The organism is Priestia megaterium (assembly GCF_041941685.1).
Lineage (GTDB): Bacteria > Bacillota > Bacilli > Bacillales > Bacillaceae_H > Priestia > Priestia megaterium_C.
In genome coordinates, this window is the sequence record NZ_CP130958.1 from 1588765 (window position 1) to 1613773 (window position 25009).

Here is a 25009-nt window from a genome sequence, read left to right on the forward strand (position 1 = left end):
TATGGAGAATTTGTTTTTTATTCAATATGAGGTTAAAAGCAAGAAGAAAAATAGGTTATTTTCCTGATACTACCTCTTATTTTCTTTTCATAACTCCATAAAATATAGACGTTACACATGGAGGTGGATGGAATGAGTAAACAGAATAAAAGCACAAACCAAGGAGTCAGCAGCAGTGCAGCTGCTACTGTCGATAACGTGAATAAAAATATTTTATCAAACGATATTCATACAGATGAGCTTCAAAAAGCAAAAGTAAACCGTCATAACAAATAAAAGAATGACATACAAAAGAGCAGCTTTGAGCTGCTCTGGATAAAATAGAGATAGGGAAGTGAAAAAACGTGTCAGAAAACAAAAATTCTCAATATAAAGAAGAAAATAGATCTACTCCTAGTCGTCCTCTTGAATATAAAGAACGTACGAATGAATCACAAAGTACACGTCAAATGCTGCGCAGCATTCTCGAATATTCGAGTCGGTATCGTTAATAAGTTTTACATATAAAACTGTAAGGATAAGTGGGCACAATATAAAAGGTGCAGCACCGTTTTAATACACAAAAAAGCAAGCATCTATGCTTGCTTTTTTGTGTGTATGGCTGTGTACATATTGAAAAAAAAATCATACATACGTTATTTTAGATAAACGTATGTATAATGGTAAACCTGTACATGTATTTGGGTGAAAAGGTTGAAGTATGGAGAAAAGAAGTGAGGGATTTTATGAATTTACATGATTTTGTTCATGGAGTAGATCCAACAATAAAGCTAGTTATTGAAGATGAGTTTCCTGGAACGCGGTGTGTAGGCGGAAAGTACGTTCCTAGCACGCATTCTATTTTTTTATATGAAAAAGATATTAAAATACAGTGTCAGCACTTGTTTGGTTCAAATGAGTGTTTAGAATCTTATCGATGGATTATTTTAGCTCACGAATTGGGTCATGCGCTAGATGAAGACCTTTTATCTTTGAGTGCAAAGTTTGAACAAACGGAAGATATGTGGCTTTTGTATCAAATTGAATGTAATGCTTGGGAAATGGGAGAAAAATTGATTCCTTTTATTGATTCAGAGCTATTTGCATCTATAAAAGATGAATCGTTAGCCCATTACCATAAAGAGATGGAGAAGATTAGTTAGAAGAAGAAAAGTTCCTGTAGCTTGTACTATAAGGAACTTTTCTTCTTCGAGTTGTTTATATACTTCAAATACTAGTTAATTATTACGCTGGCTGCTGCTGGATCTGCCGCCTTTTTTTCCAATTTCCTCGTAAAATTCTTTACCTTGATTTTTGGAAGTAGCTTCTCCGCCTTTTTCACCAATTTCTTGATAAAACTCTTTGTCATGATTTTTGGAAGTAGCTTTTCCACCTTTTCTTCCCGCTTCTTCACGACTCATTTTTTCATTCTTTTTATTAGTTGCCATCTTGCATCCCTCCTAATAAATTTGAATTCATAGTCTGTCTTCCCGGTCAAAAAAGGATTAAACTGGTTATTTTATAATTTTTCTAAAAATTAGATTTTTAGAAAAATTATCAGAGCACGAAGCCCTGTATAGTAGTATTTATTAAGTTAAAATTAATCTTAAAAAAATTTATATGAAATATGATATGGTTAATAGAAATAAGAAAAAGGAGCTTAGAAACATGTCAAAATATGTAGAAATGGATAACGCTTCGCTGCTACAGAAAATACAAGAATACAAAGAATTAATTTGGAGAGTAGGGCCAGGAAGTGAAAGAACTATAGAAGCTGTTCAAGAGATTCAAGGAATGGAAAAAGAGTTAAAAGCACGCAATGCAGAATTTGAAGCTACGGATTGGAAAGCTTTTACTCGGGAAATAAAAGAAAACTACGATTTTACTTATTAAGAAGACACATTCATAATAATGTGATTGAAATAAATATCTCCAAGTAGAAAGCTTTCTGTTTTCTACTTGGAAACGATAGAAGTAGTATGAAGACGATTAAGAAAAATGATCCAGTATCAGTGAAGCAAGTAATCCAAGTGCAGCAATCAATCCTGTAATAGAACCTCCTTCTTCATAGGCCTCTGGCATCATTGTAGAACCTACCATAGCAATAATACCACCGCCGGCAAAAGCAGCAATAGCAGCCATAAGTGTCTCAGATGCATGGTCTAAAAAAACAAAGCCTGTCCATGAACTAAAAGCTGAAATGAACAAAACAGCTGCCCATAGTAAAAAAATTTTCTTTTTAGAAAATCCGCTTTTCACTAGACCGGTCGTACTCGACAGTCCTTCAGGGATATTACTTATAAAAATAGCGATAACAAGAAGCCAGCTAACGGTTGCATTTTCAATTAAGCTAGCTCCGATCATAATTGACTCTGGGATTGCATCCATTACGGTTCCTATAAATATAGCAATTCCAGAACTATTCGCAGCCATTTGTTTGGTAGACCTCTTTCTTTTATTCGCTCCTTGACGTGAAATCAGATAGTCTAAAAAAGTAAAAACGACAGCTCCGGCAAGGAACCCAAGAGAAGTAGCTTTTAACCCGCCGTTATGAACCGAGTCTCCAAGCAGCTCATAGGTAGATGCTCCAATTAATACACCCGTCCCAAAAGCCATAATATAACCAATTATCTTTTTGCCGATAGGCAAAAAAACTGCTGCCAAAGCACCAAGAAGGACAGCTGATCCTGAAATTCCGCCCCACATCGCAGCTTGCCACATGAAAAATCCCTCCTCATCTCTATTTTCTATGGATACTTTCCCTAAGAAGAGAAAGAAAAAACGTAAAAGTAGAAGAAAGGAATTTGTTCGATTAAGTAGTGGTTTCATTTCGTTATCCTTAAGAAATAGAGTGTTCCAGCATCCTACGCCTATATTTATTTTAATATTCATAAAATTTAAATTATACTGAAATAAAAAAACTATTTCACTGAAATGATTGATTTAACAAAGGTGAAAGGTTTTGTTGAGTGTTTTTCTGAAAAAAACAATTGTATTCCTGAGGGAAATTTATTATTATAAAATAAGTAATTATACAGTCGAATAGCTAAAAATAGAAAAAATAGTTTAGTTGTAAAGGTACTAGGTAAAAATGGAATGTTTTAAAAACGATAGCTGTTCCATCAGACACAAAAAGTATCTTTCCTAACAGAGCTATAACAAGTTTAGGAGGAGGAAATGGAATGGCAGACAAAGAGCTAAAAAGAGGCTTAGAATCCCGTCACATTCAAATGATCGCGCTAGGCGGAACAATTGGCGTTGGATTATTTATGGGATCAGCAAGCACAATTCAATGGACAGGTCCATCGGTATTGCTTGCTTACGCAATCTGCGGAATGTTTATTTTCTTTATTATGCGTGCAATGGGCGAAATGTTATACATGGAACCAAGCACAGGTTCATTCGCTACATTTGGCCACAAATATATTCATCCATTAGCAGGTTATATGACTGCATGGAGCAACTGGTTTCAATGGGTAATCGTAGGGATGTCCGAAATTATAGCGGTAGGAGCATATATGCAGTACTGGTTCCCTCATTTACCAGCTTGGGTACCTGGTATTATCGCCATGTTGATTTTAGGCGCAGCAAACTTAATTTCGGTAAAATCATTTGGAGAGTTTGAATTTTGGTTTGCGATGATTAAGATTGTAACGATTATTTTAATGATTATTGCAGGACTCGGATTGATTTTCTTCGGCTTTGGAAATGGCGGAGACGCAATTGGCTTATCAAACCTTTGGTCACACGGCGGCTTCTTTGCAGGCGGATGGTCAGGCTTTTTCTTTGCACTATCTCTTGTTATTGCAGCTTATCAAGGAGTCGAGCTAATTGGTATTACAGCTGGTGAAGCAAAGGATCCTAAAAAAACGTTAACAAGCGCAATTCAAAGTATCATTTGGCGTATTTTGATTTTTTATATTGGAGCTATTTTTGTCATCGTGACGGTATATCCTTGGAATGAGTTAGATTCTTTAGGAAGTCCATTTGTATCTACATTTGCTAAAGTTGGTGTTACGGCAGCTGCAGGTATTATTAACTTTGTAGTCATCACAGCAGCGATGTCAGGCTGTAATAGCGGAATTTTCAGTGCAGGACGCATGCTTTATACGCTTGGTGTAAACGGTCAAGCACCTAAATTCTTTACGAAAATTTCTCGTAACGGTGTTCCAATTTACAGTACACTCGCTGTTATGATTGGATTAGTAATTGGCGTTATTTTAAACTACATCGCTCCACCTAATGTATTTGTTTATGTATACAGCGCTAGCGTGCTTCCGGGAATGATTCCTTGGTTCATTATTCTTATCAGCCAAATTCGTTTCCGTAAAGCTAAAGGTGCTGAAATGGACAGTCATCCTTTCAAAATGCCTTTTGCTCCTGTAACGAATTATGTAACCATTGCTTTTTTACTAATGGTGCTTGTAGGCATGTGGTTTAATGATGAAACGCGTATTTCACTTATTGTAGGGATTATTTTCCTCGCTCTCGTTGTCATTAGTTTTTACGCATTCGGAATAAATAAGCGTATGATACCTGATACAGAGAACGGTCAAATCAAGAAATAAATATGCTTTTTCATAAGTGAAAGGCAAAACAAAAAAACGGCTGAGAAAAGCCGTTTTTTTGTTTTGTTTAAATGAAAGATACAAGAAAAATGTCATTGTGCGCTGATAGTTTGGATAAACTATATTCGTTCATATAACGTAAAGGAGCGAATGTTATGAGAAGCCACAGATATATTATCAAAGGGTCATTAAAAGCTGATGAAGTTGCTAAAGATTTGGAACTGCAGCTGGACATAAACCGAATGTCGGATGTCAGAATTCTTTCGGTAAATGCACAAAACGAAATACTCGTTCAAATGCAGGAGGAGAACGAGGATGCAGGAGATGTTATTGATGTATTTATGAAAGAGTATAAAACAGGAGAAATTATTGAATAGCACGTAATTGAGAAGAATATTGAGTGGTTTCGTTGAATAAATAAAAAGAAAACACCTTTATTTTTTATTGAAAAAGGAACGCACGTAAGAAAACTTCTTGTTTATCAAGAAGTTTCTTTTGTATCTGAACATTAGTTTGTATATGTAGAAAGAGGTGATGAAGGTGAAAAGAAATAGTGAGGGTCACGTCTTTTTTATTATTCTCGGAGGCCTGTTTATTTTAATAGGTACACTCTTTGCAAATACTTCCGTTTATTTTCTCATCTCCGGATGGATAGCAGCTGTCTGTTGCTTAGGAATCAGCGCCCTACTAAAGAAAGGAAAAACAAAATCAGTCAGTAAAGAGGATGAACAATAATAATTTTTATACAAAGATGGAAAGTAAATATATGAAAAGGAAGAATGGATATCCATTCTTCCTTAAGTCATGGTGTGTATGGAATTGTCTTAGAAACGTCCGCCGCCAAGTTGTTGCTCAGCTAATTGCACAAGACGTTTTGTGATTTCGCCGCCTACTGATCCGTTTGCACGTGCAGTAGTGTCAGCTCCTAAGTTTACTCCGAACTCGCTAGCGATTTCATATTTCATTTGATCGATTGCTTGTTCAGCTCCGTATACTAATAATTCATTATTATTGCTGCTTTTGTTGTTTGCCATTGTATTCAACTCCTTTCTGTAACGTTAAGGTGTGAATAAAGAAAGAAGAATATGCAACAAACTGATATTTATTTTGTAAAAAACGTATTTTTACGTTGTTTGTCCTTCTAGAAGCTTAACTGGAAGACAGATTTCATGAGGTACATTGCTAAATTCTCCTTCAATTTCTTTTAGTAAAATATCAATGGCTGTTTGAGCAATCGATTCAATTGGCTGTTGAATTGTAGTTAGACCAGGTAACAAAGTCTGACTGGTTTCCGTTCCGTCATAACCCACGATTTTTAAATCTTTTGGGATGCTTTTTCCTCTTTTTTGTGCTTCCGCAACTACTAAAGCTGCAAGTAAGTCATCGCTTGCAAAAATACCATCTACTTCCGGATATTCTTCAAAAACCCTCGAGATAGTTTCTTGCTGAATGTTGCGGTCAAAGGTATTTGAAATTTCATACGTGATAGGCTGTTTTCCGTACTTTTTCATCACGTTTTCATAAGCTTTCCTTCTTAAGTTAGCTGGAGTTTCAAGTTTAAGGGGGCCGTTAATATGAATAATATACTTACAATCTTTTGAAATGAGCAATTCCGTGGCTTGTTTTCCTCCAGAATAGTTATCAGAAGATACGGTAGGAATATCTTTTGATAAATAATGATCCACTGCTACTACAGGAAGACTTTGACTTTCTGAATCAAAAATACCTCTATTGTAAGTAACGGCAATAACACCATCTACCTGATTTCTGATGAGCATTTCTACATATTTTTTTTCTTTATCAATTCGATTAAGACTGTTACAAAGAAGTACTTTGTAGTTAAGGGAAGCACATATACTTTCAATGTGAAAGGCTAACTCTCCGAAAAAAGGGTTGCTCGTTTGCGGGACAATCATACCGATTAAATTTGTTCGCTTATTAAATAATGAACGCGCAATATCATTTGGGAAATAATTAATTTCTTTCATTGCTTTATAAACATTTTCTCGCGTTTCTTTGCTTATGTAACCACGGTTATTTAATACACGAGAAACTGTAGTCGGTGAAACACCTGCAATTTTTGCTACATCATTAATTTTGGCTTTCATCTAGTTTCCTCCTAATTTATCCAACACCTTACTTTTATAGTATATATTAGACATGTAAAAGCCTTAACATAAATGCAAGTAAGCAAGCAGCTTTCTAGTCTTTACGTTTTATTTTGAATGATAAAAGTCTATATAAGGATTGTAAACGTTTTATTAAGCACTATAAACATACCACATAGCCCACTTTTACACCTAGTACAATCTTTTTACAATATAAAATTGGAAGTAAAACATAGAGGAGGCTGGAACAAAAGTATTTTAGCCAACGTGAATGACGAACTATTGATCAAAATGTTTGATTCGTGGTTCTTTTTTTGTTGGGATGGTGAACGTAGGTTTCATCTGTTTAGCTGCTTTTAGCGGAGCCTTGCACGGAAATCAACCGCGATGTAACAGGCGATTCATACTAGAGCATTACTCCCGTTTGTTCGGCCTTAGATAGGAATAATTTAGGAATGTTTCAACCTCTTTTTTTGAGTATTTAATAGTCCTTTATCACAATGGGGATAAATAAATGGATAAGGCACTTTAGATTAAAATTATGTGCAAATGCGATATAATAATAAAAGATATAATGAAATGAAAAAGAAAATATTGAGCTTGAAGATGCCAAGAAGAAAGCAGGATAGAGCAGGGCTACTCAGCTTATAAAACAACCGTGAACAAAGAAAAGAATTATATTTTAAGACACAAAATGAAAAGGAGATACGATGACTAATCAAAAAGAAACAGGATGGAATTTACGTAATAGCTATGCGGAGTTACCAAACATCTTTTTTACGCCTCTTGATCCTAATCCAGTGAGTTCACCTAAAATAGTTAAATTTAACGACTCTTTAGCCGCATCTCTAGGGTTACAAAAAGAACAGCTGCAAAGCCAAGAAGGAGTTAGCATTTTGGCTGGAAACAGTGTCCCAAAAGGTGCTTTCCCACTTGCACAAGCTTATGGGGGACATCAATTTGGCCACTTTAACATGCTAGGAGACGGCCGGGCTATGCTGATAGGGGAGCAAGTTACGCCTTCGGGTGAGAAAGTAGATCTTCAGCTTAAAGGCTCAGGCCGAACTCCGTATTCCCGCGGAGGAGACGGCCGGGCAGCTCTAGGACCTATGCTGCGTGAGTATATTATTAGTGAAGCCATGCATGCTCTTGGTATTCCAACTACTCGGAGCCTAGCAGTCGTAACAACAGGCGAATCCATTGTTCGTGAAAAAGAACTGCCGGGGGCTATTTTGACGCGTGTAGCTTCCAGTCACCTTCGTTTTGGCACATTTCAGTTCGCTGCAAAATGGGGAACAGTCGAAAATCTTCAAGCTTTAGCTGACTATGCATTAGAACGTCACTTTTCCCACATAGAAAAGAATGAAAAAAAATATTTATCATTGCTTCAAGAAGTGATTAAGCGTCACGCTACCCTAGTTGCTAAATGGCAGCTTATTGGTTTTATTCACGGCGTTATGAATACGGATAATATGACAATTAGTGGAGAAACAATTGATTATGGACCATGTGCATTTATGGATACCTATGATCCAGAAACTGTATTTAGTTCAATTGATGTACAAGGGCGCTACGCTTATCAAAATCAACCAGGCATTACAGGGTGGAATCTTGCGAGGTTTGCTGAGGCTTTATTACCGCTATTGGATCAAGATATAGAAAAAGCAGTTGAAATAGCGCAAAGCGCCGTGACGGAATTTCCAAAATTCTATCGGGAAAACTGGCTGGCAGGTATGCAGGCTAAACTTGGGCTTTTTAACGAAGAAAAAGAAGATGAAGCATTATTCCAAGAGCTTCTTACAATAATGAAAACCTATGAAGCTGACTATACAAATACGTTTCGTGCATTAACTTTCGATAAGCTAGAAAATAGTGACTTGTTTGAAAGCAAAGAGTTTGCACAGTGGCATGAGCTATGGCAGAAAAGACTAGGTAGACAACAACAATCTAAAGCGGAGTCACAAGAGCTTATGAAAAATAATAATCCGGCTGTCATTCCTCGAAATCACCGAGTGGAAGAAGCGTTAGACGCAGCACAAAAAGAAGACTACAGCGTGATGGAAACCCTACTTGAAGTGCTTTCTAGCCCATATGAATCTCCGGGTCAGCCAGAGTATTGTACACCGTCTGCTCCGTCTAATCAGCCTTATCAAACGTACTGCGGAACTTGATTCTTAAATAAGAACTGCTATTTAAAAACAGCATAAATGATATCAAAAAGAGCTCTTTATAAAGAGCTCTTTTTGATTTTCTGAAAAATGTATTATTGATTCATTAAAATGATAGCGATTTCTCGTGAACAGCTACATAAAATTTAACAGGACAAAAGAATCAAATTGAAAAGCAATTATCTAATTCTTTTGTCTCTAATTATTTCCAATAGGAACTATTATATAATAAATTATTCCACTAATTCACAAAAAATACATTAACGATATTTTTTTGAAAACGGCTTATTTTAACAATTGTAGAAGAGCTTATAAAAAATAGCAGGTTAAATATGATGATGAATTTGCCCATTTAATCAAAAAGTTGAAGGTTTAAGACTTTATAACCAAATGAAAAATATAAGAGGAGAAAAATGAGATAATCACTCCATTTTACCTATTTGACTTTTCAATATTATGCAAGTAATCTTGGAAAGGTAATGGAACCGGTTCTGTTATTTCGCCAGATTGATATGACTTCTCGATACATAGAAAATGAATTGCTTGTGAGTGACACAAGAAAAGGTATTATACAAAAGGGAGAAAAACAGATGAATATTAAGAAAATCGCAAAGCAAACTACAGCTTTATCTTTTGCTACAGCTCTGTTAGTAGGTGCTGGATCTCAAACATGGGCTGCTGAAAGCAATCATAAAGATACCAACAATAATTATGGAGTTTCCCATATTACGCGTGATAACATGCTGAAAATTCCTCAGCAGCAAAAAAGCGAACAGTTTAAAGTTCCAGCTTTTGATAAATCAACAATCAAAAATATTGCCTCTGCAAAAGGGTATGATAAATCGGGCAATTTAATTGATTTAGACGTATGGGACAGCTGGCCTCTGCAAAATGCTGACGGAACAGTAGCCAACTATCATGGGTACCAAGTTGTATTTGCACTAGCAGGTGATCCGAAAGATGCTGATGATACATCTATTTATGTGTTTTATCAAAAAATCGGTGAAGATTCGATTGACAGTTGGAAAAATGCAGGAAGAGTGTTCAAAGACAGTGACAAATTTGTACCGAATGATCCTTATTTGAAAAAGCAAACACAAGAATGGTCAGGATCTGCTACTTTAACATCAGACGGAAAAATACGCTTATTCTATACTAACTTTTCAGGTACAAACTATGGAAAACAAACCTTAACAACAGCTCAAGTAAATGTATCCCAGCCAAGTGGAGATACGTTAAAAATTGAAGGTGTTGAAGATCATAAATCCATTTTTGATGGTGATGGTAAAAAGTATCAAAATATTCAGCAGTTTATTGACGAAGGCGCATATGGTTCAGGAGATAATCATACGTTGAGAGATCCTCACTATGTAGAGGATAAAGGGCATAAATACCTTGTGTTTGAAGCAAACACAGGAACTGAAGATGGTTATCAAGGTGAAGATTCCCTTTACAATCGAGCTTACTACGGTGGAAATAATCCATTTTTCCAATCAGAAAAAGAGAAATTACTTCAGAGCTCTAATAAAAAGAAAGCCTCTTTAGCAAACGGTGCATTAGGCATTGTTGAACTAAATAACGATTATACCTTGAAAAAAGTAATGGATCCACTGATTACTTCAAACACGGTGACAGATGAAATTGAACGCGCAAATGTATTTAAAAAAGATGGGAAATGGTACTTATTCACAGATTCTCGCGGATCTAAAATGACTATTGATGGTATCGGCCAAGATGACGTATATATGCTAGGGTACGTATCAAATACGCTGACAGGAAAATACAAGCCGCTAAATGATACAGGACTTGTTTTACATATGGACCTCGATCCTAATGACAAAACGTTTACGTATTCACATTTTGCAGTTCCGCAAGTGAAAGGAGACAATGTCGTAATTACAAGTTACATGACAAACAGAGGCTTCTATTCAGAGGAACATTCTACTTTTGCTCCTAGCTTCTTGTTAAATATTAAAGGATCAAAAACAGCTGTTGTGAAAAACAGTATTTTACCACAAGGGCAATTAAGTACGGATAAATAATTTTTAAAAACGAAAGAAGATGGCGGTAACTGCTGCTGTTTTCTTTCGTTTTATTATTTAATCAAAAATGTGCTGTAACCGCAGTGCTGATTAAAATAAAAAAGCAGTATCTACATTAATAGTTATTTAAAGAAAATGAAACATTCAGACAGACTATAACTTTAAGAATGAAACCGGTTGACATGCAGGTTCTACTAACTTAATATATTTACATATAATGGTTTGAAACGTTTTCATAGATTAGTATGACATGAGGGTACTTGTAGATGAAATAGCTTGTAGTAGTAGGGAATGATCATTTCTTTGAAAGAGAAAATCCTAATCGTGAACTGAAAATAAAGAAGGTGCTTCTAATGAAACGAATTGATAAGGTATACAATCAGCTGTTGAGTAATTTTCAAGAGTTTACAGAAATGGAACTTTTACATAAACAAGGAAGCTCAGCGATTGAAATTGCTGAACAGTTAGATTTAGAGAGATCTAATGTAAGTCTTGAACTTAACAAGCTTGTCCGCATGCAAAAAGTAATCAAAATTAAAATGTTCCCCGTTCGCTACGTTCCGCTAGAGGTTGTTGAAACCATTTGTCGTCAAAAGTGGGATCCGAATAAGATGGAAGTAGAAAAACTAGAGCAGCTATCTAATGGGGGAAAAGAAGAAGCTCTTCCTGCTAATCCTTTTGAATTAATGATTGGAGCTACAGGAAGTTTGAAAAAATCGATTTCTCAAGCAAAAGCTGCTGTTCTTTACCCCCTAATGGATTACATATGCTGCTATTAGGTCCCACGGGATCGGGAAAATCTCTTTTTGCAAAACGAATCTATCAATTTGCCTTATATTCAGAGAGGCTAAAAACAGATGCCCCGTTCATTACCTTTAACTGCGCTGATTATTACCATAATCCTCAATTACTTCTTTCTCAGTTATTTGGTCATAAGCAAGGGAGTTTCACCGGAGCAACTGAAAGTAAAGTAGGTTTAGTAGAACAAGCAAATGAAGGGATTCTCTTTATGGATGAAGTACACCGGCTTCCTCCCGAAGGCCAAGAAATGCTTTTTTACCTCATTGATCAAGGTACGTACAATCGCCTAGGGGAAACAGATCATAAGCGAACGTCTAAGGTATTAATTATTTGTGCTACAACTGAAAATCCCGGTTCAGCCTTACTGCAAACTTTCTTAAGAAGAATTCCGATGACTATCCATATTCCCTCATTAGAAGAGAGGTCTTTAAAAGAAAAAATTCGCCTCACCACGTTTCTTTTAGAACAAGAGGCTAAACGAATTAATAAAAAGCTAAGTGTCCACATTGATGTATTAAATGCTTTAATCCACACTGAAAAATTCGGGAATGTAGGGCAGTTAAAGTCGAATGTGCAGCTCGTTTGCGCACACGGATTTTTAAATAACCTTGATAGTAAACATATGGTGGAACTTACAGTGCGAGATCTGCCTGATGATATTAAACGAGATTGGATTTCAAATAGTAAAAATATAGAGCGCAGCAAAAAAATTTCTGAATATGTAAACCTTAAAACGATTATCTCCCCGGCTATGGAGAGCCAAGAAATAAAAATGGAGGAAGACGTATCATTTAATTTATATCAGTTAATAGAAGAAAAAGTAGATGTTTTAACAAAAGAAGGTTTATCTCAAGAAGACATCAATCAGTATATTCTTACCGACATTCATTTGAATGTTCGAAGCTTTTTTAATCAAAAAAATGGCCAGAGCTCTAATTTAATGAAATTCGTAGAAGACGATGTGATTCAGCTTACAAAAGAATTAAAACAGTTGGCTGAAAAAGAATTGAACTGTAAATTTGATCGCAGGTTTATTCATTTTTTAAGTATGCATATGGAATCCTTCTTAAAGCGAAAAAAACAAGTAGACGTATTAAATACAAAGGAGACAGATGAAATTCGCGAAACATATCCGAAAGAATATGCGGTAGCACTGCTTTTTAAAAATCGAATTGAAATGTGGTTTAACATTAGCGTGCCAGAAATAGAAGTCATTTATCTCACAATGGTTATTCAATCAATTCGAACGTTAGAAGAAAATAAACGAGTAGGGATTGTAGTTGCTGCCCATGGAAACAGCACGGCAACTTCTATGGTTGAAGTTGCTACGGAGCTTTTAGGAAGCACACCTATTATAGCTATTGATGTGCCTTTGACGGTATCTCCGGTTGAAATTGTAGACAGGTTAATCCAAGGAATTAAGAAAGTAGATGAAGGAGAAGGCGTATTAATGCTTGTGGACATGGGTTCGCTTGCCATGTTAGAAAGCAAGTTGGAACAAAAAACAGGGACTAAAATTAAAACCATCAGCAATGTGACGACGTCTATGGTGTTAGACACCGTTAGAAAAGTAAATTATTTAGATTTAAATTTATATGCCATATTTGATTCGGTGCAAAAAGACTTTATGGAATTTATAGATAAGCAGCAGCACGTGTTTGGAAAAAAGAAAGCACTTGTTTCTATTTGTACAACAGGAAGCGGTACAGCAAAACAATTAGAAAAAATCTTAACGATTATTTCACGCAAAGTATCTCAAGAACCTATTAAAATTCTAACCGTTTCTTCTATTAAATTAGCAGCAAATATTCGAGAAATTCAAAAAGAATATGAAATTGTTGCAACGGCAGGTACTAAAAATCCAAGGATTGATGCGCCTCATGTATCATTAGAAGTCCTCATTGAAGGGCAGGGAGAGCGAATACTTCAACAGGCAATTACAAAAGAAACGATACGCTATGATGACGAGAAAACCGAAGCGAATATTGTGGTGCGTGAACTTTGCGAAGAAAACTTGCGAAAGTACCTTCTATTTATTAATCCGTACCTCATAAGTGAAATTCTGTTAGAGTGGTTAAGTCATGTACAAGATGAGTTAGAAATGGAATTAAGCAACACTGTTATGATTCGAATTGTGATGCATACAGCCTTTGCTTTAGAAAGAATAATAAAAAATGAACCTCTTACTTTTCCCGAGGATGAAGAAATTACTCATCAGTTAGAAAATATTTATCAAAAAACGGAAAAAACATTACAAGCCGTCGAAAAAAAGCTGAAACTTACCTTAACAAGAGATGAAAAATTATTTATTGCCACCATTTTTGCGGATGAAATGTAAAAATCATATTATAATTCTGAGAAACTAGTTTGATTTATATGCCACTAGTTTCTTTTTTTATCCCGCTTTTTAAATAACAGAAAAACCTGTATTAAAACGCATGACGTTTTGATACAGGTTTGTTTATTTTAAGGAACCTGTATCAACAACACAGAAAAAGGTATTGAAAATTAAATGAAAGCGCTTAATACTCTTTGTTGGCACGATACTTGCAATAAATAAGTGTAGAACGTAAAAGAGAGGAGCAAGTGTACATGATTTCAGTCATTATTAGTGGACATGGTGATTTCGCGCCAGCGTTAGAGGGGTCTTCCAAAATGATATTTGGTGAAGAGAATCACGTAGTAGCCGTACCTTTTCTAAAAGGAGAGGGTATCCAAACCCTTGAAGAAAAGTATAAGCAGGTATTAGAGGAAATGCCCTTAGAAAATGAAGTGCTTTTTCTAGTCGATATTTTCGGAGGTACACCCTACAATGCGGCTACTCCATATATCCTTAAAAATAAAACAGCGGATATGGTATCCGGAGTTAACTTGCCTATGCTATTAGAAGTGTTAGCCATGAGGGAACACGTTACATTAAAAGAGATGCTAGGAAGATTAAAGCAAGTGAATGAAGAAAGTTTTCAAGTGTGCAGTGAACATTTGGAGAAAATCCAGCAAGCAAACCAAATAGGAGAGGATGGATTATTATGAAAATCGTTTTAGCAAGAATTGATGACCGCTTTATTCACGGGCAGGTATTAACAAGATGGATCAAAACAAATGCAGCAGATCGAATTATCATTGTTTCAGATGAGGTGGCAGCGGATGAAATGCGAAAAACGCTTATTCTTTCTGTGGCTCCTTCGAATGTAAAAGCGAGCGCTGTGTCGATTTCTAAAATGACAAAAGCATTTCACAGCCCTCGTTACCAGGATACAACAGCCATGCTGCTGTTTGAAAACCCCGCAGACATTGTTGCTCTTGTTCAAGCAGGCGTACCTATTGAGACAGTAAACGTAGGGGGCATGCGTTTTGCTAATGACCGAAAACAAATCACTAAATCTGTAAGCGTTACCGAAAAAGATATCGATGCTTTTGAGAAACTGCAGGAACTAGGCGTAAAGCTTGAGCTGCGCCAATTGCCTTCAGATTCTAGTGAAAATTTTATTCAACTACTGAGAAACGAAACAAAAATCAAATAAGGAGATGAGTTTATGTCTTCCATACAAATTATTTTATTATTAGTCATTGCAGCAGTAACTGGCATCGCAAGCGTGTTGGACGAAGGGCAATCCCATCGTCCTCTCATTGCCTGCACGTTAGTAGGCTTGGTGCTTGGAGATTTAAAAACCGGCATTATTTTAGGTGGAACACTGGAATTAATGGCTCTTGGATGGATGAATGTTGGATTGGCGATGGCACCTGATACGGCTATTGCTTCTGTTATTTCAACTATTTTAGTTATCACGGCTGGTCAGGGGATTGGTGAAGGCATTGCGGTAGCCATAGCTTTAGCAGCTGCAGGGCAAGTACTCACCATTTTTGTTCGTACCATCACAGTATTTTTAATTCACCGAGCTGATAAGTACGCGGAAGAAGGAAACTTTAAAGGAATTGAAATTATGCATATTACTGCTATGGGTTTTCAGGCTCTCCGCGTTATGATTCCAACTTTAATTGTTACATTAATCAGCGTAAGCGCCGTGCAAACTTTCCTCGGAAATATTCCGGAAGTTATTACAAAAGGCCTGCAAATTGGAGGAGGCATTATCGTGGTCGTAGGATATGCCATGGTTATCAATATGATGAACATTCCTCATTTAAAGCCCTTTTTCTATATCGGGTTCTTATTGGCGGCATTTACAGGGTTTAACCTGGTAGGATTTGGAGCGCTGGGTCTTTGTTTAGCACTTCTTTATCAGCAAGTAATGCAGCAGCGAAATCAAATGCAGCCGGCAGGCGTTCCCGCAGCTACAGGGAGCGAACAAGTATATGATGATGACGATGATTTAGATGCCTAAACGGCGAACTTAAGGGAGGGATAGAGATGGAAAATGAAAAAAGATTAACGAAAAAAGATATCTTTAGCATGTTCATTCGTTCGAATTTTTTACTCGGTTCATTTAACTTTGAGCGTGTTCAAGCAATGGGCTACTGTTATGTTATGATTCCAGCAATCAAACGCTTATATGGACCAGGAGCTCAGCGAAATGCAGCATTAAAGCGTCATTTAGAATGGTTCAATACACACCCATGGATTTCCGCACCTATATTCGGCGTCACGGCAGCAATGGAAGAAGAAATGGCAAACAAAAAAGATTTTGATGAAAAAGCTATCAGCGGAATGAAAATTGGATTAATGGGCCCGCTTGCTGGTGTAGGAGACCCTATTTTCTGGGGAACGCTTCGACCAGTTCTCGCAGCCCTAGGCGCATCGCTTGCGTTAGGCGGGAATATTGCCGGGCCACTGCTGTTTTTCATCTTAATTAATGCAATTCGATTAAGTACAAAATATTATGGATTAAAATATGGCTACTTAAAAGGAACAGAAATTTTAAAAGATTTAGTAGGCAATCGAATTCAAAAACTGACGGAAGGTGCATCCATTTTAGGACTCTTCGTAATGGGAGCGTTGGTTTCGAAATGGACCACTATTAATATACCAGTGGTTGTTTCTAGGATCAAAGATGATTCTGGTAAAGTTGTGGTAAAAACCGTGCAAGACGTACTTGATAGTATTCTACCGGGGCTGCTTCCTTTAGCGCTAACTTTATTAGTAGCATGGATGCTTCGAAAAGGTACAAATCCGCTGCTTATTATTTTCGGTATTTTCTTAATTGGTATAGGGGGTTATTGGATAGGCTTTTTAGGGTGATAAATAAGAGGAGTCATCTATTCTTCTAGCATCTGCTGGTGAAAATGTTTTACATAACCAGTATGCAAATAAAGGAGGAAAGGAAGATGAAAAGAACCGTTAAAAAGTTATTGATGATTGGAGTCGCTTGTTCCATAAGCTTGTTTTCTGCATGCCCTGTATTAGCTGATAATACAGGGTATTATCAAGAAAAATACCGGAATCAATTTCATTTTTCTCCAGAAGCGAACTGGATGAACGATCCAAATGGAATGGTCTATTATAACGGAGAGTATCACCTTTTTTATCAGTATTATCCTTACGGTACCACTTGGGGACCTATGCACTGGGGGCATGCAGTTAGTACAGATTTAGTGAAATGGAAACACCTGCCGATTGCTCTTTCTCCAGACGAGAACGGAGAGATTTTTTCAGGAAGTGCCGTTATCGATTGGAATAATACCGCAGGGTTTGGAAAAGAAGCAATGGTAGCTATCTTTACACACTCGGGCAGAAAAGGACAAGTGCAAAGTCTAGCATACAGCAAGGACAGCGGAAGAACTTGGACCAAGTATGAAGGAAATCCTGTTATGCCGAATCCCCCAGTTCCTGACTGGCGCGACCCAAAAGTGTTTTGGCATGACCAAACCAAGCAGTGGGTGATGTCTTTAGCTGCTAAAGATAAAATTATGTTTTATACATCACCTGACTTGAAAAATTGGAAATACGCAAGTGAGTTTGGACCTGATGGAGGCATCCAAGCAAACGGTCAAAGTGGTGCCTACTCATATACTTTATCCGAACAAAAAGGTCAATCCTTTACTCTAGAGGGAGAAATTACGCTTGTAGAAAAGAATGGACGCGCAGGCGCAGGCGGTCTTGTTTTTCGTTCTAATAAAGACGCAACAAACGCATATACCGTCAATTTAGATGCAGAAAAGAACCTCTTAACACTTAATAAAGTAGAGAAAGGAAACGTAACGACCGTTGTTTCAAAGTCGATGAGGCTTGATACATCACAAGCATATCATGTAAAAGTAGAAGCAAACAGTCACTACTTTAAGGTACTGCTAAATGGAAAACAGGTTCTAGAAGGCAGTGATGCATCTTTTGAAAATGGTCAGTTTGGATTAACAGCATGGAATTCCACAGCTGTCTTTCGTCATGTTAAATTTACGAATCAATCTAATTTTATAACCAATCTATCTAACTGGAAACCTGTTACGGGAACGTGGAATGATACTGCTGATGGAAAAATCGGTAAATCTGACAGCGATGGATATATCATGAGTGAAGAACAGGGAGACCAGTTCATTTTCAAGTCAAATATGACATTTTTAGATGCAAATGGTTCAGGTGCACTACTCTTTCGAGCAGACGCGGAAGCCAAAAACGGATATATAGCTAGCGTGGATGCTTCTAAGGATACAATCAAACTAGTAAAGCTTCAAAATGGCATTTCAACTGTCCTTGCCGAAACAAACGAAAAAATTGATACGACCAAATCACATCAAGTAAAAGTAACTGCATCGGGAAATAAACTTGATTTGTATATAGACGATAACTTCACCCTTACTGCAAAAGATGAAACTTTTTCAAAAGGATTGTTTGGATTACATGTTCATCAATCTTCAGTCCGGTTTCAAGATGTTAACATGACCAAGTTTATTGATACAGATGAAAAGGAAATTAAAAATAAAAGTTTTGAAACGGGCGATCTCACCGGCTGGAAAACGATAAAAGGAAATGCATTCACAAACGATCATGTAACGGATGCAACCTCAAATTGGAGCGGTCTCTTTGAACAAAAAGGAAAGTATCATTTATGGGGGTTTTCCGATAAGCAAGATGGCGATAATGCCACTGGAGAATTACATTCATCTTATTTTAAATTGAGCGGCTCAGGTGAAATCAATTTATTAATGGGAGGCGGAAACGACCCCTCAAACCGCTATGTCTCCTTAGTCAGGGCCTCTGACGATAAAGAATTGATTCGTCAAGCAAATACAAAGTTTGCAGATGAAAAGTATCAGCGCTACGTATGGGATGCTTCTAAGTATATAGGAGAAGTATTGTACATTAAAGCCGTTGATCAAGCTGTAGGCGGATGGGGGCATATTAATCTAGATGATGTTAATGTATTTAATACAGAAAAAATGCCGGAGAAAGTAGACAATGTAGCAAAAGAACCGGAGGAAGTTAAACAAAGGGAAAGCGGAGAGCTTTTAGATTGGAATACTGTGTCAGGAGAATGGGTGAAATCAACTCATGGAAGCAACGGAGGGATCTGGGAGTGTCCTACTTTACTCGAACTGCCGGTTGATGGAGACAGCACAAAGAAAAAATGGGTGCTGCAAGTCAGCATCAATGATGGAGCGGCAGCTGGAGGTTCAGGTATGCAGTACTTTGTTGGTGATTTTGACGGAAAAACATTTAAAAATGAAAACCCGCCAGAGGAAGTGCTTTGGACAGATTATGGTGCCGACTTTTATGCTGCTGTAGATTGGAGCGGAGTTGAAGGAGATAACGGAGAAAAGTATTGGCTAGGCTGGATGAGTAACTGGCAATATGCCAACAACACCCCAACTACTACTTGGAGAAGCTCTATGTCAATTCCAAGAAAAATAGAACTAACCAACACAGCAAAAGGGCTTCGTTTAAAACAAATACCTGTTTCAATTGATTCAATTCGCAATAAGCAAGAAAAAAAGGTGTTAAAAAATCTGATGGTCGTTGAAAATAAAAACCTTCTTTCAGGCATACAGGAAAACAAATATGAAATTATTGCAGAATTCGATGTTTCAAATACAGATGCACAAGAATTTGGTTTTCAAATTCAAAAAGAAGGCAGTGAAAATACAAAAGTCAGCTATAACGTAAACAAGCAGCGATTATTTGTTGACCGAACAAACTCTGGAAGTTTTGATTTTGGTGAAAATGTGAAAGGCAAACACTCTGCTTCCATGCTTCCAAAAGACGGAAAGGTTAAGCTTCATATGTTTGTAGACCAGTCATCTGTAGAAGTATTTGGTAATGAAGGCACGGAAGTAATAACAGATCAGCTCTTTCCAACGCTTTTAAGCAATAAAATAAGGCTTTATAGCAAAGGAGGAGCTGTGAAATTGAATTCCCTGAAGATGTATCCATTAAAATCTATTTGGAATAAAAGTCCTGTTGAGACAAACTTATCAGGGTGGAAAAGCATTAGCGGACTATGGGCCGATACGATTAATGGAAAACAAGGACGAAGCAAAGAAGATTCCTTTGCTTTATCATCAGAAAAAGCAAAGAATTTTATATATGAGGCAAAGATAAAGGTCTTAGACGATCCTGTTTCAAATTCTACAGGAGCAGGAGCGCTAGTATTCCGTTCCGATGAACAGGCAAATAACGCTTACGCTGCGAATGTAGATGTGCTTAATAATCAAGTGAAACTCATTGCGTTTAGAGACGGAATAGGCAAGGATCTCATTATTTACGATGATGGAGGAAAGCTGGATTTAAAGACAAATACGGATTATCGCTTGAAAGTAACGGCTGAAGGAGAACACATTCAAGTTTATCTCGATGATAAGCTTGTGATTGATTCAGTGGACCATACCTTTTCAGAAGGCTATGCGGGCTTGAACGTGTGGAATTCTACTAGTTTGTTTAATGAAGTGAAGTTTGAAACAGTCGATTAAGAGATTGTGAAAGCTTCTGCTTATTTGAGGGATCTTTTATATAACATAAAAAAGCATGCTGCGGTGAAGTAGCATGCTTTTTTGAATTTCATAGGTTAATGAAGAGGATTTTGACATATGATAAATATCTTACTAGTCTAATTAATCGTACATTTTAGTTCTTAAAAGGTCTTTTGAAAAATCCTCATAAAAATATGATAAAATCGGATAGGGTATATATTTCGAGGAAGGAAAGTGTTTTTTATGATTATTGGTAACGAACAAGATTTAGAAAGTTTACGCAAAATTGGACGCATCGTTGCACTTGCGCGCGAAGAGATGAAAAACCAAGCAAAAGCAGGCATGACAACAAAAGAGCTTGATATGATCGGTAAAAAAATATTGGATGAACACGGTGCTACTTCTGCACCTGAAAAAGAATATAATTTCCCAGGTGTAACGTGCATTAGTGTAAACGAAGAAGTTGCTCACGGTATTCCGGGAGACCGAGTATTAAAAGATGGCGATTTAGTCAATGTGGATGTATCTGCCGTACTTGACGGCTATTATTCAGATACGGGTATTTCATTTGTTATTGGGCAAGACGAAGAAAAAGAAAAGCTTTGCCAAGCTGCAGTAGATGCATTTTGGGCAGCCATGAAAAAAGTAAAAGCTGGTTCAAAACAAAACCAAATTGGTCGTGCTGTCTCTAACTTTGCACATCAAAACGGATATGCTGTTATTGAAAACTTAACGGGGCACGGTGTGGGCCGCAGCCTGCATGACGCTCCTAACCATATTTTAAACTATTATGATCCAATGGATAAAGCCCTTTTGAAAAAAGGCCTTGTTATTGCTGTAGAGCCGTTTATCTCTATGAAAGCTGATCATATCATTGAACGCGGAGACGACGGCTGGACGTTTGTTACACCTGATAATAGTCTTGTAGCGCAGTGTGAACATACGATTGTTGTAACAAACGGTGAACCGATTATTTTAACTGAACTGTAATCAAGTTTCGCACATCTTCTTATTTCTATAGATTCCATTAATTAATAAAAAGCTACTTCACTTAGCAATGTTTTTTCATTGTGTTATAGTGAGGTGGCTTTTTTAATTTATTATGCAATGAATAATGATCATATTGATTTGCTTTGTTCAGATAACGTTTGAAAGATAGTGTAATTGAATATGCTCAAGGGAATGCTAAACATAAATCAAAATGAAAAGGGGTATAAAATGTGGAATATGTAAAAAGAGAAACAGCTATAAGTGAACTGACTCATCATATGGATGACATTTTAAACAAATATAACCTTCAAGGCGTCTCCGTATATGAAGAAGAAGGAGAAGGTAATCACTATTATCTTGGCTACACAGTAAAAAAGAATGATCATGTGTTTATGCTTAACAGACCTTATCTAAAAGATAAAGACGGGAAACTAGCAGTAGAAAAGCAAGAATGGACCGTTCAAGGTAACGAAGGAGAAACAAATGGATATACTTCACTTGAAGATGCATTTCAAAAAATTGATGAAATCATACATTAAATAAAATTGATGAATTTCACTGAGGATGCTTTTCTTTGAACGCTTGAGTACCAGCAGTAGAAGCGCTAATAGGTGACGGGTGTCTTTCATCTATACTATCTAAATTTTCTTTGCTTTGAAGTCTAGAAAATTATATAATAAAAAATTGTTTTTTAAGGTTTTACTATATAAATACGGGGTACACATATAGTACAGCAGCTATCATGCAAATGGTTGTTGTGAAAGGTTAAATACTTAGCGTATGAAGGGACTGATTAGTTTTGAAAGGCTTAACAGCGACTTCAGCAAATGTATTACCGCAAATTGAAAGTAGATATTCGTATCTCACGCAAGGCACTTTGGTTATGAACCGATATACGTAACGAAAGGGCCTGACTAGGCAAACAAAGGAAAGACTGAATCAACGAGAGGAAGCTTGCATCTAAAAATGTAGGCTTCTTCTTTTTTACAGCTGAAACTAAGATGATGAATGAGTACATAACGGATATAAATTCAAAAGATTCACATTCAATCAATTTTCCGTGCACGTTTTTCTTGAAAAAAGGTCATAAGTTGAAGATACTGTATATAACTATGTAAAAGAATTTTTGAATACAAAATAGTACATCTGCTTGAGGTGAAAATGATGAGAAAAGCAAATAAAAGTGAATTTCTGTGGAATACGTTAGACGGCTGGCTTTTTATCCCTAGGAACATTCCTTTACTATTTCTTTTTGTATTTCTCTTAGGGGTTTCTTACCTAGGTTGGGTTAAGCTGTTTCATAAATTCGTTTAGATACACCAACAAGCTGAAACAAAAAACTGTTTCAGCCTGTTGGCGTGCTGATTTATTTATTTTATGTATAGCTGTACCGTAATTCACCTAAATTATTCATTCCATCCTTTGCATACATCAACCCATTTTAAGCATTTCGAAAATTCTTCTAGTTCAGGTATTGTTAATTCGATTGCACTATTTCCACTTCCACAGGCAGGGAAAACGGTGACAAAACGTTTCAGAGATTCATCTAGATACACGTGAACACCTTCATTAACGGCAAACGGGCATACTCCGCCTACGACATGACCAATCAGCGTTTCTACTTCACTTGCTCCAAGCATTTTTGCTTTGGTTCCGAACTCTTCTTTATATTTTCGGTTATCAATTTTCGCATCTCCTGCTGCCACAATCAATAGAACAGTTCCTTCTGCGTTAAAAGAAAGACTCTTTGCGATCCGTTTCGGCTCGCATTTTAAAGCTTCCGCTGCTAGTTCTACAGTAGCACTGGACTCATCCATTTCGATAATTCGATTCTCCATACCATATTGTTTAAAATATGCTTTTACTTTTTCAATCGCCATTTTTTATATCCATTCCTTTCGTTAACTCTTGCAAATATGTATAATTGCCTTACAGAGAATGTGCAGTTGTTCTTTACAGTGAAAAAATCTTATTATTTTAATATACAGAAATTATACACAACTTTGAAGCTAAAAGCACATATTCGTTTTAATTAAAAAAGTTACGTAGGTAAAGTATTTTTAACTGATTAAAGCAGGATTACGGAACCCTTTGACGAATGTAACTATGTCGGCTGCGAAAACATAGGCATTAGAACGAAAGATAAATGATGAAATTGAAAAGGCGCAAACGTTCTAGTGAAATGAGGAGAAGTAATGCCAAATTTACACACTGTCGTCAGTTTTTTTAGCAGTACATGTATGGCAACGATGAGTATGATTTATTTGTTTTCCCTTGTGCCGCGCGCATGGTCTTTTAAATTTCGATTTGGAGCCATGATTATAGGAATCCCAGTCGGCATTATAATGGGACAGGTTGCTATGCTGATCGGCTGGCACCATCATTAAAACTTTGAACTTTTTAACAAAAAAGGAGACGTGTAAAATGAATATTGTTACATTAAACAACGGTTTAAAAATGCCTCAGCTTGGATTTGGCGTATGGCAAGTAGAAGATAACCAAGCAGCATCTGCAGTGTCAAAAGCAATTGAAGTTGGGTATACCTCTATTGACACAGCCATGATTTATAAAAATGAAGAAGGAGTAGGTCAAGCGATTAAAGAATCTTCTGTTCCTCGAGAACAGCTGTTTATTACAACAAAAGTTTGGAACAGCGATCAAGGCTATGAAAATGCATTACGTGCATTTGACGAAAGCTTAGAACGATTAGGACTTGATTATGTCGATTTATATTTGATTCACTGGCCTACGCCTCAATATGATGAGTATGTGGAGACGTATAAAGCATTAGAAAAGCTTTATCACGATGGAAAAGTAAAAGCAATTGGCGTCTGTAACTTTGAAATTGAGCATTTAGAGCGCTTGTTAAACGAATGTGATGTAACACCTGTTTTAAACCAAATTGAATGCCATCCGTATCTAGCTCAAAATGAATTAAAAGAGTTTTGTGCCAAACATAATATTTTTGTGGAAGCATGGAGCCCCCTTGATCAAGGAGGAGAAGTGTTACAAGACGAAGTCATTCAAAAAATTGCTGAAGTACATAGCAAAACTCCGGCTCAAGTTGTATTGCGCTGGCACTTACAAAACAACACAATTGTCATCCCTAAATCAGTTACACCGTCTAGAATAGAAGAAAACTTTAACGTGTTTGATTTTGAACTAACTGCCGATGATATGGCGGAAATTAATGGGTTAAACAGCAATCGCCGCAAAGGTCCGCACCCAAGTGACATGAACGTCCGATAACGATTTTATTTCAGATTATTTGAAATTTTCTTAAATAATAATTGACAAATGATTAATTCAGCGTAATACTTAGTGTAGGTACCCTAGTTGCTTTAAGTTGTACAGCTTAAAGTGTATAGTGATTTAGTCATTTAGCGATTGTTTGTATGTATAAGGTGAAATGCCGATTATTAATAAAAGCCCATAGTGTAAGTAGGTTAGTTTATAGGGGGCTATATCAAAAGGAGCTTGTTTCCTCTTTGATA

General features: G+C 36.7%; 21 protein-coding genes and 3 pseudogenes. 19 read left to right on the plus strand and 5 right to left on the minus strand.

Going from position 1 to position 25009, the window contains the following annotated elements; translation table 11 throughout:
- Window positions 1–132: 132 nt before the first annotated feature.
- The 3 genes from Q5794_RS08265 to Q5794_RS08275 all read left to right on the plus strand — a co-directional run bounded on the left by Q5794_RS08265 (window position 133) and on the right by Q5794_RS08275 (window position 1142).
- The gene (locus Q5794_RS08265; protein WP_192997545.1) at window positions 133–276 is read left to right on the plus strand and encodes a hypothetical protein; all 144 of its coding nucleotides are present in this window, start codon (window positions 133–135) and stop codon (window positions 274–276) included.
- 68 nt (window positions 277–344) lie between these two features.
- The gene (locus tag Q5794_RS08270) at window positions 345–491 is read left to right on the plus strand and encodes a hypothetical protein (protein WP_156405075.1); all 147 of its coding nucleotides are present in this window, start codon (window positions 345–347) and stop codon (window positions 489–491) included.
- Between the two features lie 234 nt (window positions 492–725).
- Window positions 726–1142, plus strand: coding sequence for a hypothetical protein (locus Q5794_RS08275; protein ID WP_192997544.1), 417 nt, complete (start codon window positions 726–728; stop codon window positions 1140–1142).
- Window positions 1143–1223: 81 nt separating this feature from the next.
- On the opposite strand, the pseudogene Q5794_RS08280 reads toward Q5794_RS08275, so the two are convergent.
- A pseudogene (locus Q5794_RS08280) lies at window positions 1224–1427 on the minus strand (KGG domain-containing protein); the annotation flags it as partial.
- A 220-nt stretch (window positions 1428–1647) separates the two neighbouring features.
- Here Q5794_RS08280 and Q5794_RS08285 point away from each other — a divergent pair.
- Window positions 1648–1872 carry a transcriptional regulator gene (locus tag Q5794_RS08285; RefSeq protein WP_192997543.1) on the plus strand — a complete coding sequence of 75 codons (225 nt, stop codon included), beginning with the start codon at window positions 1648–1650 and terminating at the stop codon, window positions 1870–1872.
- A 96-nt stretch (window positions 1873–1968) separates the two neighbouring features.
- Here Q5794_RS08285 and Q5794_RS08290 read toward each other — a convergent pair whose 3' ends face one another.
- Entirely contained in the window at window positions 1969–2700 is a 732-nt protein-coding gene (locus Q5794_RS08290) for a ZIP family metal transporter (RefSeq protein ID WP_013056284.1), read from the minus strand.
- Window positions 2701–3161: 461 nt separating this feature from the next.
- Between Q5794_RS08290 and Q5794_RS08295 the strand changes: the two genes are divergently transcribed.
- From Q5794_RS08295 to Q5794_RS08305, 3 genes are all read left to right on the plus strand, one after another.
- Window positions 3162–4547: an amino acid permease gene (locus Q5794_RS08295; RefSeq protein ID WP_214985818.1), complete on the plus strand. Its 1386-nt coding sequence runs from the start codon at window positions 3162–3164 to the stop codon at window positions 4545–4547.
- 155 nt (window positions 4548–4702) lie between these two features.
- A complete protein-coding gene (locus Q5794_RS08300; RefSeq protein WP_214985820.1) occupies window positions 4703–4924 on the plus strand; it encodes a hypothetical protein in 222 nt (73 codons plus the stop codon).
- Between the two features lie 157 nt (window positions 4925–5081).
- Window positions 5082–5282 carry a hypothetical protein gene (locus tag Q5794_RS08305; RefSeq protein WP_214985822.1) on the plus strand — a complete coding sequence of 67 codons (201 nt, stop codon included), beginning with the start codon at window positions 5082–5084 and terminating at the stop codon, window positions 5280–5282.
- A gap of 89 nt (window positions 5283–5371) precedes the next feature.
- On the opposite strand, the gene Q5794_RS08310 is transcribed toward Q5794_RS08305, so the two are convergent.
- Together Q5794_RS08310 and Q5794_RS08315 are read right to left on the minus strand one after the other, a co-directional pair.
- Window positions 5372–5581: an alpha/beta-type small acid-soluble spore protein gene (locus Q5794_RS08310; protein WP_013058452.1), complete on the minus strand. Its 210-nt coding sequence runs from the start codon at window positions 5579–5581 to the stop codon at window positions 5372–5374.
- Window positions 5582–5671: 90 nt separating this feature from the next.
- Window positions 5672–6655 (minus strand): LacI family DNA-binding transcriptional regulator, encoded by a 984-nt coding sequence (locus Q5794_RS08315; protein ID WP_374988966.1) that lies wholly within the window; start codon window positions 6653–6655, stop codon window positions 5672–5674.
- Between the two features lie 710 nt (window positions 6656–7365).
- On the opposite strand from Q5794_RS08315, the gene Q5794_RS08320 reads away from it, so the two are divergent.
- The 10 genes and pseudogenes from Q5794_RS08320 to Q5794_RS08365 all read left to right on the plus strand — a co-directional run bounded on the left by Q5794_RS08320 (window position 7366) and on the right by Q5794_RS08365 (window position 22054).
- Window positions 7366–8826 carry a YdiU family protein gene (locus Q5794_RS08320; RefSeq protein WP_214985824.1) on the plus strand — a complete coding sequence of 487 codons (1461 nt, stop codon included), beginning with the start codon at window positions 7366–7368 and terminating at the stop codon, window positions 8824–8826.
- A 587-nt stretch (window positions 8827–9413) separates the two neighbouring features.
- Window positions 9414–10865, plus strand: coding sequence for a glycoside hydrolase family 68 protein (locus Q5794_RS08325; protein WP_214985826.1), 1452 nt, complete (start codon window positions 9414–9416; stop codon window positions 10863–10865).
- A 353-nt stretch (window positions 10866–11218) separates the two neighbouring features.
- Window positions 11219–14004 (plus strand): annotated as a pseudogene (locus tag Q5794_RS08330) (sigma 54-interacting transcriptional regulator).
- Window positions 14005–14258: 254 nt separating this feature from the next.
- Entirely contained in the window at window positions 14259–14699 is a 441-nt protein-coding gene (locus tag Q5794_RS08335; protein WP_192997535.1) for a mannose/fructose/sorbose PTS transporter subunit IIA, read from the plus strand.
- A complete protein-coding gene (locus Q5794_RS08340; RefSeq protein ID WP_013056296.1) occupies window positions 14696–15190 on the plus strand; it encodes a PTS system mannose/fructose/N-acetylgalactosamine-transporter subunit IIB in 495 nt (164 codons plus the stop codon). The genes Q5794_RS08335 and Q5794_RS08340 overlap by 4 nt, the downstream gene beginning before the upstream one ends.
- A gap of 12 nt (window positions 15191–15202) precedes the next feature.
- Window positions 15203–16009: a PTS mannose/fructose/sorbose transporter subunit IIC gene (locus Q5794_RS08345; RefSeq protein WP_013056297.1), complete on the plus strand. Its 807-nt coding sequence runs from the start codon at window positions 15203–15205 to the stop codon at window positions 16007–16009.
- 26 nt (window positions 16010–16035) lie between these two features.
- Window positions 16036–16863 (plus strand): mannose/fructose/sorbose PTS transporter subunit IID, encoded by an 828-nt coding sequence (locus Q5794_RS08350; protein WP_013056298.1) that lies wholly within the window; start codon window positions 16036–16038, stop codon window positions 16861–16863.
- Window positions 16864–16949: 86 nt separating this feature from the next.
- Window positions 16950–20525: a GH32 C-terminal domain-containing protein gene (locus Q5794_RS08355; RefSeq protein ID WP_214985830.1), complete on the plus strand. Its 3576-nt coding sequence runs from the start codon at window positions 16950–16952 to the stop codon at window positions 20523–20525.
- Window positions 20526–20719: 194 nt separating this feature from the next.
- A pseudogene (map, locus tag Q5794_RS08360) lies at window positions 20720–21515 on the plus strand (type I methionyl aminopeptidase).
- A 230-nt stretch (window positions 21516–21745) separates the two neighbouring features.
- On the plus strand, window positions 21746–22054 hold the full coding sequence (locus Q5794_RS08365) for a DUF5634 family protein (protein WP_192997533.1): 309 nt from the start codon (window positions 21746–21748) through the stop codon (window positions 22052–22054).
- Window positions 22055–22921: 867 nt separating this feature from the next.
- Here the strand turns inward: Q5794_RS08365 and Q5794_RS08370 are convergent.
- Window positions 22922–23395 carry a YbaK/EbsC family protein gene (locus Q5794_RS08370; protein WP_192997532.1) on the minus strand — a complete coding sequence of 158 codons (474 nt, stop codon included), beginning with the start codon at window positions 23393–23395 and terminating at the stop codon, window positions 22922–22924.
- Between the two features lie 315 nt (window positions 23396–23710).
- Between Q5794_RS08370 and Q5794_RS08375 the strand changes: the two genes are divergently transcribed.
- Together Q5794_RS08375 and Q5794_RS08380 are read left to right on the plus strand one after the other, a co-directional pair.
- Window positions 23711–23902, plus strand: a complete 192-nt coding sequence (locus tag Q5794_RS08375; protein ID WP_034275619.1) for a hypothetical protein — start codon at window positions 23711–23713, stop codon at window positions 23900–23902.
- 37 nt (window positions 23903–23939) lie between these two features.
- A complete protein-coding gene (locus Q5794_RS08380; protein WP_098600635.1) occupies window positions 23940–24764 on the plus strand; it encodes an aldo/keto reductase in 825 nt (274 codons plus the stop codon).
- The last annotated feature ends 245 nt before the right edge of the window (window positions 24765–25009 follow it).